The organism is Streptomyces sp. NPDC014907 (genome assembly GCF_055562975.1).
The window spans coordinates 1-11936 of sequence record NZ_JBVHEG010000006.1 but is presented as its reverse complement, the minus strand read 5'-3'; the positions used below and the strand labels follow the sequence as shown (position 1 = coordinate 11936).

The following is an 11936-nucleotide window of genomic DNA, read 5'->3' as shown; positions in this document are numbered from 1 at the left end:
GGTGCTCCTGCGGGATGAGCGGGGCTGCAGGCGGCCATACGTCCCAAGACCGCCCCGTCGAATGCAGGCTATGTCTTTGTGAACGCGTGCACAAAGATGGTGTCCGTTTTGCCCGGCCAAAGTGACCGGTGTCACGCAACCGGTTGCCCTCGTCACGGAACCGTGAGGGGTCTCGGCGCGTTGGTCTTCCGAAGGGGGCAAAACCGCACACTCTCCTTACGACGTCACCCCCGAGACCCGACAAAACGACCACGATGGTAACCGCGTTCCGGTCAGGCACCCAGTTCGCGCCGGAGCCGGTCGGCGTCCACCCGCCAGAAGGTGTGCTGCTCGCCGTCGACCAGGACCACCGGGATCTGCTCCCAGTACGCCCGGTACAGCTCCTCGTCCCGGGTGATGTCCTTCTCCTCCCAGGCCGCCCCCGTCTCCGCGCACACGGCCTCGACCACCGCCCGCGCGTCGTCGCAGAGGTGGCACCCCGGCCTGCCGATCAGCGTCACGGTCCGCGCCCCGGCGTCCGCCTTCTTCTTCCGTCCGAACATGCCGCCATTCTGTCCCGGCCGGCCGGCGGGACGTCCCGCGCCGTTCACGTCCCCGGCACCGTCACGCGTCGGGAAGTACCGAACAGACTGGCTATGCTCACGGCATGGCCGCTCTGGGATGGCTCTCCCCCCGCAGGCGCTCCGCCACCGCGCGCAGCGTCCTGGCAGGCGAGGCCGCTGCCGAGGCAGCGCGCGAGTCCTCGCTCCAGCTGGAAAGGGAGCGGGAGGCGGCGGCCGGGCCCCCCGCCGAGCCGGACTTCCCGGTCGCCGGGGACGTGCGGGCGGCCGCCTTCTTCGACCTCGACAACACCGTGATGCAGGGCGCCGCGATCTTCCACTTCGGCCGCGGCCTGTACAAGCGGAAGTTCTTCCGCCGCCGCGAGCTCGCCCGCTTCGCCTGGCAGCAGGCCTGGTTCCGGCTCGCCGGCGTCGAGGACCCCGAGCACATGCAGGACGCGCGCGAGAGCGCCCTGTCCATCGTCAAGGGCCACCGCGTCTCCGAGCTGATGAGCATCGGCGAGGAGATCTACGACGAGTACATGGCCGACCGCATCTGGCCCGGCACCCGTGGTCTCGCCCAGGCGCACCTGGACGCGGGCCAGAAGGTCTGGCTGGTCACCGCCGCCCCCGTCGAGACGGCCACGATCATCGCCCGCCGGCTCGGGCTGACCGGCGCGCTCGGGACGGTCGCCGAGTCCGTCGACGGCGTCTACACGGGCCGGCTGGTCGGCGAACCCCTGCACGGGCCGGCCAAGGCCGAGGCGGTGCGGGCGCTCGCCGCCGCCGAGGGCCTCGACCTGGGCCGCTGCGCCGCGTACAGCGACTCGCACAACGACATCCCGATGCTGTCGCTGGTCGGGCATCCGTACGCGATCAACCCGGACGCCAAGCTCCGCAGGTACGCGAAGGACCGGGAGTGGCGGCTGCGCGACTACCGGACCGGCCGCAAGGCCGCCAAGGTCGGCATCCCCGCCGCGGCGGGGCTCGGCGCGCTGGCCGGCGGCACCGCCGCCGCGGTGGCCCTCCACCGCCGCCGCCACTGACGCTTCCGCACTCCCGGGCCCCGCGCTTCCGGCGGGCCCCGCTCCGCCCCTCCGGCGCGTTTCACCTGTGATCACCTGCGACAGTCCCGGACCGGACGCCCTCACCCGTCCGTGGTCGAACACCACCGCACAGGTCGACTCCCCGCCATTCCGGCCCCCTTACCCCGCAGCGGCCCCGATCACTCCTCCTGTCTTCACCCGAGCACAACGCAGCGTCCGCTCAGTCATATTCGAAAGCAGACCGATCAACTGTCGGTCATCAATCGCACCTTGATTCGACTGCAACCAGTAACAGATCATAAGTAACCGGTGATTTGAGCAACTGGGTGTAGCGCCGCCTGTACGAAGCGTTATTCTCCTCAGACGCACAAAGGACCCCTCGCGTCGCCACGACGGGTGAACGGTCCCGCACTGCACGTGATGGAAGCTCTGCCTCTGGGAGTCCCGTGTACCCACACGTCGGGGTTGACGCCTCGGGCCTGGCTACGCTGCGCGCAACGGTCCTCGACCACTTGCGCGGCTTCGTCCCCACCGCGTACGCCGGCCCTGTCCCCGCCTTCGCCTTCGCCACACCGGCACCCGTCGGCCCTTACTACGCCCTGGCCGACGGCAGCGCCGCCGTGGGCAGACGGGGAGCACGGTCCGGAACCCCGACCACCGCCCGCCGCCCCACCGCGGACAGCGACAGCGCCCGCATGATGGACCTCGTCGAGCGCGCCCAGGCGGGCGAGGCCGAGGCCTTCGGCCGGCTGTACGACCAGTACAGCGACACGGTCTACCGCTACATCTACTACCGCGTCGGCGGGAAGGCGACGGCGGAGGACCTCACCAGCGAGACCTTCCTGCGCGCCCTGCGCCGGATCTCCACCTTCACCTGGCAGGGCCGCGACTTCGGTGCCTGGCTCGTCACCATCGCCAGGAACCTGGTCGCGGACCACTTCAAGTCCAGCCGCTTCCGCCTGGAGGTCACCACCGGCGAGATGCTCGACGCCAACGAGGTCGAGCGCAGCCCCGAGGACTCCGTCCTGGAGTCCCTCTCCAACGCCGCCCTCCTCGACGCGGTCCGCCGCCTCAACCCCCAGCAGCAGGAGTGCGTGACCCTGCGCTTCCTCCAGGGCCTCTCGGTCGCCGAGACCGCCCGGGTCATGGGGAAGAACGAGGGCGCGATCAAGACCCTCCAGTACCGGGCCGTCCGCACCCTGGCGCGGCTCCTCCCGGACGACGCCCGCTGACCGGCCCGCGCCCCCCGCGCACGCCCCGGCCGGCCCGCGGGTCCGTCCCCGCCCCGCATCCCCACGACCCCCGTCCAACTCACAGTCGGTGACGCCCCGATGACGCACAGGCCCGATCGTCTCCCGCGCGTAACCCAAGTGCCGCGCCGCTCGTTGTGCGGGATGCAGGCTCCCTGTGGTCACGCCGTGCCCGCAGCCACTCACTCTTTCGTGTGGTCGCGCTCAAGGTGTGCAACCTTCCGGACACCCCAGGGGGTCGACCGTCATGACGAGAGGAGGTGCCGCCAGTGATCGCGAACGTATCGGCGCACCGGCGGGCGAACGCCTTCGCCCAGGCCCTGGAGGACCGGGCGTCCGAGGGCGCCGCGGCCGAGCAGCCCGAGCCCCCGGCCGAACCGGCCGAACCTGCCGAGCAGGGACGGCTTCTGGCCTTGGCGAACGGACTCGGCGAGCTGCCCAAGCCGCAGCTGGACCCCGAGGTCAAAGTGGTGCAGCGGGCCCAGCTGGTCGCCGCCATGGAAGCGATGCTCAAGGAGGGCGGCGCGACCGCGGGCCCTACCGTGCCGGAGCAGCGGGCGTCCGCCGGACGGGGGGCCCACCGGGCGTCCCCGCTCCGGAAGCTGCGTCCCCGTTCCCGCTGGACCAAGGGGCTCGCCGCCGGCGGCCTCACGGTCGGTGTGGCGGCGGGCGCCTTCGGCGGAGTTGCCGCCGCCAGTTCCGACGCCCTTCCCGGTGACTCGCTCTACGGGCTCAAGCGGGGGATGGAGGACATCAAACTGGGCATGGCGGACGACGACGCGGACCGCGGCGGCATCTACCTCGACCAGGCATCCACCCGCCTCAGCGAGGCCCGCAGGCTCATGGAACGCGGCCGCGCGGGCGAGCTCGACCACGAGTCCCTCACCGAGATCCGCCGCGTCCTGGGCGGGATGAAGCACGACGCCAGCGAGGGCCACCGGCTGCTCCGCCAGGCGTACGAGCGGGACGGCGCGATCGCCCCGATGGCCCGGCTCAACTCCTTCGCCCAGGCCCACCGGGACACCTGGAACGGCCTCCGCGACCGGCTCCCCGTCCAGCTCTCGGACGTCGGCAGCGAGGTGACGCACGTCTTCGACGCCATAGACGAAGCCGTCGAGCCGCTCCAGTCGGTGCTCCCCCGCACCCCCGAGAAGGAAGCGGCCGGCACCGAGGGCCCGCGCAGCACGCCCGGCGCCACCGGCGGCCCCCGGGGCACGGACACCCAGCGCCCGCCGTCCGCCCACGAGACGGCGGCCCCGGGCCACTCCTCCGCCACCCCGTCCCACCCCTCGGAGCCCGGCACGGGAACCGGTCCGGACACGGACGACAGCACCACCGCGCCACCGAGGGACGGCGGCCTCATCGGCGGCGGCGGGCTCCTCAAGCCCTCCCCGACCGGCACCCCGACGCCCCCCGCGGCCGGCGAGCCGGCCCCGGACGTGCCGGACGTGACCCTTCCGCCGCTCCTGCCGGGTCTGCTTCCGGACCTCGGCATCGACAGCGAGGACGCCCCCTAGTACGGACGTCCGGCGGTACGACACGGGAGGGGCGCCCCCGCATGGGGGCGCCCCTCCCGCGCGCTCCGGGACCCGGCGCGGGCCTCAGAAGAACACCGACCTCCGCTGCACCAGCAGCTTGTAGAGCGTGTGCTGGATCTGCTCCCGCACCTGGTCCGTCAGGTTGAACATCAGCATCGGGTCCTCCGCCGCCTCCGGCGCGTAGGAGTCCGTCGGGATCGGCTCGCCGAACTGGATCGTCCACTTCGTCGGCAGCGGCACCATCCCGAGCGGCCCCAGCCACGGGAAGGTCGGGGTGAGCGGGAAGTACGGGAGGCCGAGCACCCGCGCCAGCGTCCTGGCGTTCCCGACCATCGGGTATATCTCCTCTGCGCCCACGATCGAGCACGGAACGATCGGCACCCCGGCCCGCAGCGCCGTCGAGACGAACCCGCCCCGGCCGAACCGCTGGAGCTTGTACCGCTCCCCGAAGGGCTTCCCGATGCCCTTGAAGCCCTCCGGCATCACCCCGACGACCTCGCCGGCGCGCAGCAGCCGCTCCGCGTCCTCCGCGCACGCCAGGGTGTTCCCCGCCTTGCGCGCCAGTTCGTTCACGACCGGCAGCACGAAGACCAGGTCCGCGGCGAGCAGCCGCAGGTGCCGCCCGGCCGGATGGCGGTCGTGGACCGCGACCTGCATCATCAGCCCGTCCAGCGGCAGCGTCCCCGAATGGTTGGCGACGACCAGCGCCCCGCCCTTCTCCGGGATGTTCTCGACGCCCTTCACCTCCACCCGGAAGTACTTCTCGTACAGCGGGCGCAGCAACGGCATCAGGACCTGGTCGGTCAGCTCCTCGTCGTAGCCGAACTCGTCGACCTCGTACTCACCGGTGATCCGCCGCCGCAGGAACGCGAGGCCGCCCGCGAGCCGCCTCTCCCAGCCGCCCCCGGCGGCCGGTGCGTCCGGAACGGCGCGCTCCGCCGGGGCGGCCGTCTCCCCCGGGTCCTCCGCCCCCCGGGGAGCGGGGGCCCCGGGCTCCCCGGGCACCTGCTGCGGCCCCGGCAGGGCCCGTACGGCCGCCGCCTCGCCGTCGGTCCGGGCGGGCCGCCTGCGGGCCCGTGAGCGGTCGTCGTCGAAGGGAATGACCTTGGCGTCCGCCATCGCTGTCGGGCCTCCTCAGGCGCCGTCGTGAACTGTGGAAGCCCCGGAAGGGGGAACGGGGGCCAGGTGCCCGGCGAGCCGGTCCACCGCCCCGGCGAGCACGGCGGGAGGCAGCAGCCCCGGCCCCCGGCTCCGCGCGAAGTCCGCGAAGGCCTCCGCCGTCGTGCGGGACGGCGCGAAGCCGAAGACCTCGCGCGTGTGGACCGTCGAGACGACCCGGCCGTGGGTGAGCAGCCGGATCTGCTCGGGCGCGAAGTCGGTGACCCCCACCGCGCGCAGCGCCGTGCCCACCCAGGTGACCGCCGGGAGCAGCACCGGCACCGTCGGCCGGCCGAGCCGCCGCGCGCACTGGGAGAGGAGCAGCACCCCGTCCCCGGCCACGTTGAAGGTGCCGCTGTTCTGGGTGGCCCTGCGGGGTTCGTGCGCCGCCAGGCGCAGGACGTCGATCACGTCGTCCTCGTGGACGAACTGCAGCCGCGGGTCGTAGCCGAGGACGGTCGGCAGGACCGGCAGTGCCAGGTACTCGGTCAGCGGGGAGTCGATCCGGGGGCCGAGGATGTTCGCGAACCGCAGCACGCACACGGCCACGTCCGGCCGTCGCCGGGCGAAGCCCCGGACGTACCCCTCGACCTCGACGGCGTCCTTCGCGAAGCCCCCGCTCGGCAGCGCCTTCGCCGGTGTCGTCTCGGTGAAGACGGCCGGGTCGCGCGGCGCCGAACCGTAGACGCTCGTACTGGACTTCACCACCAGGCGCGCGGTCCGCGGCGACTTCTGGCACGCGCCGAGCAGCTGCATGGTGCCGATGACGTTGGTCTCCTTGACCGACGTCCGCCCGCCGCCGCCGAGGGCCGTCCCGGTGACGTCCAGGTGGACCACCGTGTCGACGTCGTGCTCGACGAGGACCTTCGCGATCTCGGGCCGGCGGATGTCCACCCGTACGAACTCGGCGGTGCCGAGCCGGTGCTCCGGGTCGACCGCGTCCACCGCGATCACCCGCTCCACCTCCGGGTCCCGCTGGATCCTCCGCACGAAACGGCCGCCGAGATGCCGGGCGGCACCGGTGACGAGCACGACCTTGCCCAAGATCAGCGCCTTCCGTCGGTCTTCCGTGGATCGCTTCCGTCGGTCGCCACCGTAGCGCCTCCGGATTCCCCCGGGACAAAAGCGTGGCCCTCCACCACAGGGGTGAAGGGCCACGCCGACGCGCCGAACGCTGCGAAGCAGCTGTCGCCTTACTTCTTGTTGCGACGCTGAACGCGCGTGCGCTTGAGCAGCTTGCGGTGCTTCTTCTTCGCCATCCGCTTGCGCCGCTTCTTGATAACAGAGCCCACGACTACCCTCGCTCACTTCTCGGAACATCCCCGCCGGGGCGGGGATCGGTGCGGGGCGTCTGGGCCCACACGACCTACGTCGGCCTAGCCTACCGTCCCGAGCACCCCGGTCGTAATCCGAGGGCCTCCCGGTCGTCGCCCGAGGGCCTCGTGAAGCTCTCCGGTGCCGCTCCGCGCGCCCGCTACGCGGTCCCCACCCCCACGAAAGACTGCCGCAGGTACTCGTGAACCGCCTGTTCCGGCACCCGGAAGGACCTGCCCACCCGGATCGCCGGCAGATGACCGCTGTGCACCAGGCGGTACACGGTCATCTTCGAGACGCGCATCACCGAGGCGACTTCCGCCACGGTCAGGAACTTGACCTCGTTGAGAGGCCGATCGCCAGCAGCCATGATCCACCTGTACCTTCCGCCGCGACGGCCACCGGCTTCCCCTCCGGTGACTCTTCGTCGTCGAGCGCTCACGCTCCAGACTAGGGGCGGGTGGTACGAGTGGGGAAGAGGAGCTGCGACCGGCCGTTCACCGTGACAGACGCGCGCGTTCGAGCACATAGCGGGACAGGGGGAGGTACGAGACGGAGCGCACGCCGTCGTCGAGCGGGACCACCGCCGACACCTGCCCCTCCGCCTCCCCGACGAACAGCGCCGGATCGTCCGTGTCGGCGAGCCCGATGGCCTCGATGCCCAGCTGACCTGCTCCGCAGACCCAGCCGTGGTCGCCGACCACCAGTTCCGGAAGCGGCCCGCCGGAGTCGGCCGCGCTCTCCAGGGCGGCCCTGACCGGCAGCGGCGAATGGGAGTGCGCCCCCGGCGTGCGCCCGCCCCCGGAGGGTCCCGGTTCCCGTACGAGGGCGACGCCCCGCACGTAGTCCAGGACGTGGGTGCGTACGCCGAACCGGGTCGTCATGTCGACACGTCGCCCCTGCGCCGGGGTGAGCACAGGGCACCCCGCCGCCGACAAGGCGTCTGCGAGAGCGGCGTAGAAACCGATCAGCCGGTGCGGGTGCCCCGTCCCCAGCAGCACCGGAACCCGTTGCTCCGCCGCTGCTCCGAGCCGCGCGGCGAAGGCGTCGAGCCCCCTCAACGTACGCTCCGGGTCGATGACGTCCGGCCCCGACCGGTGCGCGGGGTCCCCCGACACGCCGCACCTGTCGGCCATCAGCCGCAGCAGCTCGGCCTCGTCCCACCCCCGCGCGGGATCGAGCCCGAGCAGCACCCGCGGATCGCGCGCGGCGAAGAGCCGGTAGCTCCGCAGGTTCTCCTCCCGCGGGGTCGCCACCGCGCCGGCCAGCCCCGCCGCCAACAGATGCGCCCGCAACGCCCCGGTACTCCGCACCCGTCCGATGCTGCCCGAACGTTCCCGCCCGGGGGCGCGAACCCTCCGGACACCCCACGGTCGGCGTAACACCCGGCGGCGCGTTCCGGGCGGTTCAGCCGCCGGAGCCGAGGGCGGCCATCCCCTTGTCCAGGTCCTCCCGGTTCATGGCCGGCGAGTAGTGGAGCCGGGCGCCGAGCACCCGGAAGAGGGGCTCGGAGATCTTCGGCATCTGGGACGGGTCCACCATGTCGAAGAACACGTAGGCCGTGCGGCAGCCGTCCTCGGGGGTGAAGTAGACGGCCTCGGGGCGCAGTTCCCGCATCACGCCCTCCATGGTCTCCCGCAGGGTCCCCCGGTCGATGGCCTCGTTGGAGGCCGCGGTGTCCATCTGAATCTTCAGCATCATGCGCATGACGCGCCCTTTCCGACCGGGCAGGCGCTCCGTTCTCCACGCCCTCGACGCCCGGGCGCTCTCCTTCCAGGGTCCTCCCCCACACCGGGCACGGCGACCCGGCGGCCCCGGACCCGGGGCGTGTGCCGGAAGTCCCGCCTGCCCTCCGGGCGGACGACGCCACTTCCGGCACACGCCCTACGCGAGCAGCCCCCGCAGCGGGAAGACGGCCCTGCGGGTCGCGAGCACCGCCTGGTCGAGGCGGTCCGCCGGGTCGTACCCGGCGGCCCAGTCCCGGAAGTCCACCGGCCACCGCCCGTCCGTCATCCGCCGGGGCCCCGGCTGCCGCGTCCGCGCGTACACCTCGTCCCGCCAGGAGGAGGGGATCACCGACGCGGGGTCCACGGGCGCGTGCGCCGCGATCGCCACCAGGTGCGTCCAGGACCGGGGCACGACGTCCACCACCGCGTACCCGCCGCCGCCGAGCGCCAGCCACCTGCCGCCGGCGTGCGCGTGCGCCAGTTCGTGGCAGGCCTCCTGGACCGCCCGCTGGGCGTCGAGGGAGACCGCCAGGTGCGCCAGCGGGTCCTCGAAGTGCGTGTCCGCGCCGTGCTGCGTCACGAGCACCTGCGGCCGGAAGTCCGCGAGCAGTTCCGGCACGACCGCGTGGAAGGCCCGCAGCCATCCCGCGTCCCCGGTCCCGGCCGGAAGGGCCACGTTCACCGCCCCGCCCTCGCCGGGCCCGGGCGCACCGGTCTCCTCCGGCCACCCGGTCTGCGGGAACAGGGTCCGCGGGTGCTCGTGCAGCGAGACCGTCAGGACCCGCGGGTCCTCCCAGAACGCCGCCTGCACCCCGTCCCCGTGGTGCACGTCGACGTCCACGTACGCGACGCGTTCCGCGCCCAGTTCGAGCAGCCGGGCGATCGCGAGGGAGGCGTCGTTGTAGATACAGAAGCCCGCCGCCGCGCCCGGCATCGCGTGGTGCAGGCCTCCGGCGAAGTTCACCGCGTGCGCGGCCTCTCCCCGCCACACGGCCTCCGCCGCCCCCACCGACTGTCCGGCGATCAGCGCCGACGCCTCGTGCATCCCGGCGAACGCCGGGTCGTCCACCGTGCCCAGCCCGTACGCCTGGTCGGCGTGGCGCGGGTCGGCGGAGGCGGCGCGCACGGCCGCCACGTAGTCCTCGCGGTGCACGAGCCGCAGCGTCGAGTCCCCGGCCGGTTTCGCCGCGACCACGTCCACGGCCCGGTCGAGGCCGTGGGCCCGCACCAGCGACATCGTCAGCGCGAGGCGCACCGGGTCCATCGGGTGCCCCGGCCCGAAGTCGTACTGCGTGACAGCTTCATCCCACATCAACAGTGCGCGGCCGCTCATGCCCGTCACCGTATCGGGCCGCCCGCGGGCCGAACGACGTGGCGTACGCCACCGTCACCAGGACGAGCACCATCGGCACCAGCATCGCGCCCCGGTAGCTCCACGCGTCCCCGAGCGCCCCCACGAGCGGCGATCCGACCAGGAACCCGACGTAGTTGAAGACGTTGAGCCGCGCCACGGCCGTGTCGCTGTCGCCGGGGAAGAGCCGTCCGGCGGCGGCGAAGGTCTGCGGGACGAGGACGCTCAGGCCGAGGCCGAGGACGGTGAACCCGGCGATTCCCGCCCAGGCGCCCGGCGCCGCCGCGACGAGGGCGAATCCGAGCGCCGCGAGCACCGACCCGCCGCGCACGACCGCCGCGGCCCCCAGCCGGCGCACCCCGAAGTCCCCGACGGCCCGCCCGAGGAGGGTCGTCACCATGTACGCGTTGTACGGGACGGTCGCCAGCTCCTCCGAGCTGTGCAGCACGTCCTGGAGGTACTTGGCGCTCCAGTTGGAGACGGTGGAGTCCCCGATGTAGGCGAAGGTCATGACGAGGCAGAGCGGCAGCAGCAGCGTGAGGCCGACGCCGCCCGCCCCGTTCTCCGCCGCTTCCCCGGCCTTCGCCTCCCCGGGCGCGTCCCCGCCGGCCGCGTACCACCGGCCGGCGGCGAGGGCGACGGGCAGCAGGACGGCCACGACCGGCAGGTAGGACGCGAACAGCGACAGGTGCCAGTGCGCCCCCGCCCAGGCGAGGGAGGCCCCCGCGATCCCGCCGAGGCTGTACGCGGCGTGGAAGCCGAGCATGATGCTCCGCCCGTACGCCCGCTGGAGGCTGACCCCCAGCATGTTCATGGAGGCGTCGAGGGCGCCCACGGCGAGTCCGAAGAGTCCGAGGGCGACGGCGGCCTGCCACAGCTCGGTACCGGCTCCCGCGGCGAGCAGGGCGAGGAGGACGAAGGGCTGGGCCCACCGCAGCACCACCGCGGGCCCGGTCCGGGCGACGACCTTCTCGGTCGCCACGCTCGCGACTCCGGCGAGGACCGGAACGGCGGCCAGGAAGGCGGGGAGCAGCCCGTCGGATATCCCGTACCGGTCCTGGATCGCCGGTATCCGGGTCACGAGCAGGGCGAAGGTGACCCCCTGCACGAAGAAACCGACCGCCAGGGATCCCCGCCCACGCCGCAACCGCGCATCCGTCATGGCGGCACAGCGTACGGCCGGAAACTACCCCTGGGTAGATGGATCACATGCCCAAAATGGCGGGCAGCTCGTCCATCCTGCGGAAGAACCCCTCGGCCCCGGTGAGCTTCTCCTCGGGGGTCATCGCGGTGAATCCGTAGACGTCCATCCCCGCGGCCAGGGCGGCCCGCACGCCGAGCCCGCTGTCCTCGACGACGACGCACCGCCCGGGTTCGACCCCCATCCGCGCGGCGGCGTGCAGGAAAAGGTCGGGCGCCGGCTTGCCCCGGCCGACGTCCTCGGAACTGAAGACGTTCTCGTCCCGGAACCAGGCGTCGAGCCCGGTCTTCCGGTGCCCGACCCTGATCCGCTCGTGACTCCCCGAGGAGGCCACGCAGTACGGGATTCCGGCCGCGACGAGCCGCTTCAGCACGTCCTCGACCCCGGGCACGGCCTCCAGCCCGGTCCGGAAGGCGGCGAAGACGCGCGCGTGGAAGACGTCGTCGAAGTCCACGGGCAACCGCTGTCCGGTCCGTTCCTCGATCAGGTCGTGGACGCGGTGCAGGGCGGACCCCATGTAGTCGCGCAACGAGTCCTCGTACGAGGTGGGGTGCCCGAGTTCCGTCAGGTAGCCGGCCAACAGGGTGTTGGAGATCGGCTCGCTGTCCACCAGCACACCGTCGTTGTCGAAGATAACCAAGTCGTATCGCATGGACCGAGCTTAGAACGCAAAAATGCCTCAACCCCCGGACAGGGTCCGGGGGTTGAGGCTCAAAAATTGTTCGGCGGTGTCCTACTCTCCCACAGGGTCCCCCCTGCAGTACCATCGGCGCTGAAAGGCTTAGCTTCCGGGTTCGGAATGTAACCGGGCG

13 protein-coding genes and 1 rRNA gene are annotated in these 11936 nt (G+C 72.6%); 3 read left to right on the top strand and 11 right to left on the bottom strand.

The genetic code is table 11. The features are described from left to right. Positions 1 to 272: 272 nt before the first annotated feature. Positions 273 to 542 (bottom strand): glutaredoxin family protein, encoded by a 270-nt coding sequence (locus tag ACZ3IL_RS17870; RefSeq protein WP_388699138.1) that lies wholly within the window; start codon positions 540 to 542, stop codon positions 273 to 275. A gap of 104 nt (positions 543 to 646) precedes the next feature. On the opposite strand from ACZ3IL_RS17870, the gene ACZ3IL_RS17865 reads away from it, so the two are divergent. The 3 genes from ACZ3IL_RS17865 to ACZ3IL_RS17855 all read left to right on the top strand — a co-directional run bounded on the left by ACZ3IL_RS17865 (position 647) and on the right by ACZ3IL_RS17855 (position 4352). Then, positions 647 to 1585, top strand: a complete 939-nt coding sequence (locus ACZ3IL_RS17865) for an HAD family hydrolase (RefSeq protein ID WP_467391362.1) — start codon at positions 647 to 649, stop codon at positions 1583 to 1585. A gap of 446 nt (positions 1586 to 2031) precedes the next feature. Then, on the top strand, positions 2032 to 2817 hold the full coding sequence (locus tag ACZ3IL_RS17860; protein WP_467391361.1) for an ECF subfamily RNA polymerase sigma factor, BldN family: 786 nt from the start codon (positions 2032 to 2034) through the stop codon (positions 2815 to 2817). Positions 2818 to 3104: 287 nt separating this feature from the next. After that, a complete protein-coding gene (locus tag ACZ3IL_RS17855) occupies positions 3105 to 4352 on the top strand; it encodes a DUF5667 domain-containing protein (protein ID WP_467391360.1) in 1248 nt (415 codons plus the stop codon). Between the two features lie 84 nt (positions 4353 to 4436). Here the strand turns inward: ACZ3IL_RS17855 and ACZ3IL_RS17850 are convergent, their stop codons facing one another. The 10 genes from ACZ3IL_RS17850 to rrf form a co-directional block, all read right to left on the bottom strand. Next, positions 4437 to 5492, bottom strand: a complete 1056-nt coding sequence (locus ACZ3IL_RS17850; protein ID WP_467391359.1) for a lysophospholipid acyltransferase family protein — start codon at positions 5490 to 5492, stop codon at positions 4437 to 4439. A 15-nt stretch (positions 5493 to 5507) separates the two neighbouring features. Continuing rightward, on the bottom strand, positions 5508 to 6575 hold the full coding sequence (locus tag ACZ3IL_RS17845) for an NAD-dependent epimerase/dehydratase family protein (RefSeq protein WP_467391358.1): 1068 nt from the start codon (positions 6573 to 6575) through the stop codon (positions 5508 to 5510). A 149-nt stretch (positions 6576 to 6724) separates the two neighbouring features. Next, complete coding sequence (locus tag ACZ3IL_RS17840) at positions 6725 to 6823, bottom strand: 30S ribosomal protein bS22 (RefSeq protein WP_003948845.1); 99 nt, start codon at positions 6821 to 6823, stop codon at positions 6725 to 6727. 182 nt (positions 6824 to 7005) lie between these two features. Continuing rightward, entirely contained in the window at positions 7006 to 7215 is a 210-nt protein-coding gene (locus ACZ3IL_RS17835) for a helix-turn-helix domain-containing protein (RefSeq protein ID WP_467391357.1), read from the bottom strand. A gap of 127 nt (positions 7216 to 7342) precedes the next feature. Further along, positions 7343 to 8158 (bottom strand): phosphatase, encoded by an 816-nt coding sequence (locus ACZ3IL_RS17830; protein WP_467391356.1) that lies wholly within the window; start codon positions 8156 to 8158, stop codon positions 7343 to 7345. 94 nt (positions 8159 to 8252) lie between these two features. After that, a complete protein-coding gene (locus tag ACZ3IL_RS17825) occupies positions 8253 to 8552 on the bottom strand; it encodes a hypothetical protein (RefSeq protein WP_467391355.1) in 300 nt (99 codons plus the stop codon). 177 nt (positions 8553 to 8729) lie between these two features. Then, on the bottom strand, positions 8730 to 9905 hold the full coding sequence (locus ACZ3IL_RS17820) for an acetoin utilization protein AcuC (RefSeq protein ID WP_467391354.1): 1176 nt from the start codon (positions 9903 to 9905) through the stop codon (positions 8730 to 8732). Further along, the gene (locus ACZ3IL_RS17815; RefSeq protein ID WP_467391353.1) at positions 9874 to 11085 is read right to left on the bottom strand and encodes an MFS transporter; all 1212 of its coding nucleotides are present in this window, start codon (positions 11083 to 11085) and stop codon (positions 9874 to 9876) included. The genes ACZ3IL_RS17820 and ACZ3IL_RS17815 overlap by 32 nt, the downstream gene beginning before the upstream one ends. A gap of 43 nt (positions 11086 to 11128) precedes the next feature. After that, the gene (locus ACZ3IL_RS17810) at positions 11129 to 11776 is read right to left on the bottom strand and encodes an HAD family hydrolase (protein WP_467391352.1); all 648 of its coding nucleotides are present in this window, start codon (positions 11774 to 11776) and stop codon (positions 11129 to 11131) included. A 68-nt stretch (positions 11777 to 11844) separates the two neighbouring features. Next, positions 11845 to 11936, bottom strand: a 5S ribosomal RNA gene (gene rrf / locus ACZ3IL_RS17805); the annotation flags it as partial.

What these genes read in the sequence shown, in the direction of transcription:
- ACZ3IL_RS17870 (WP_388699138.1), bottom strand. Translation starts at nt 542, where the DNA reads ATGTTCGGACGGAAGAAGAAGGCGGACGCCGGGGCGCGGACCGTGACG.
- ACZ3IL_RS17865 (WP_467391362.1), top strand. Translation starts at nt 647, where the DNA reads ATGGCCGCTCTGGGATGGCTCTCCCCCCGCAGGCGCTCCGCCACCGCG.
- ACZ3IL_RS17850 (WP_467391359.1), bottom strand. Translation starts at nt 5,492, where the DNA reads ATGGCGGACGCCAAGGTCATTCCCTTCGACGACGACCGCTCACGGGCC.
- ACZ3IL_RS17835 (WP_467391357.1), bottom strand. Translation starts at nt 7,215, where the DNA reads ATGGCTGCTGGCGATCGGCCTCTCAACGAGGTCAAGTTCCTGACCGTG.
- ACZ3IL_RS17825 (WP_467391355.1), bottom strand. Translation starts at nt 8,552, where the DNA reads ATGCGCATGATGCTGAAGATTCAGATGGACACCGCGGCCTCCAACGAG.
- ACZ3IL_RS17820 (WP_467391354.1), bottom strand. Translation starts at nt 9,905, where the DNA reads ATGAGCGGCCGCGCACTGTTGATGTGGGATGAAGCTGTCACGCAGTAC.
- ACZ3IL_RS17815 (WP_467391353.1), bottom strand. Translation starts at nt 11,085, where the DNA reads ATGACGGATGCGCGGTTGCGGCGTGGGCGGGGATCCCTGGCGGTCGGT.
- ACZ3IL_RS17810 (WP_467391352.1), bottom strand. Translation starts at nt 11,776, where the DNA reads ATGCGATACGACTTGGTTATCTTCGACAACGACGGTGTGCTGGTGGAC.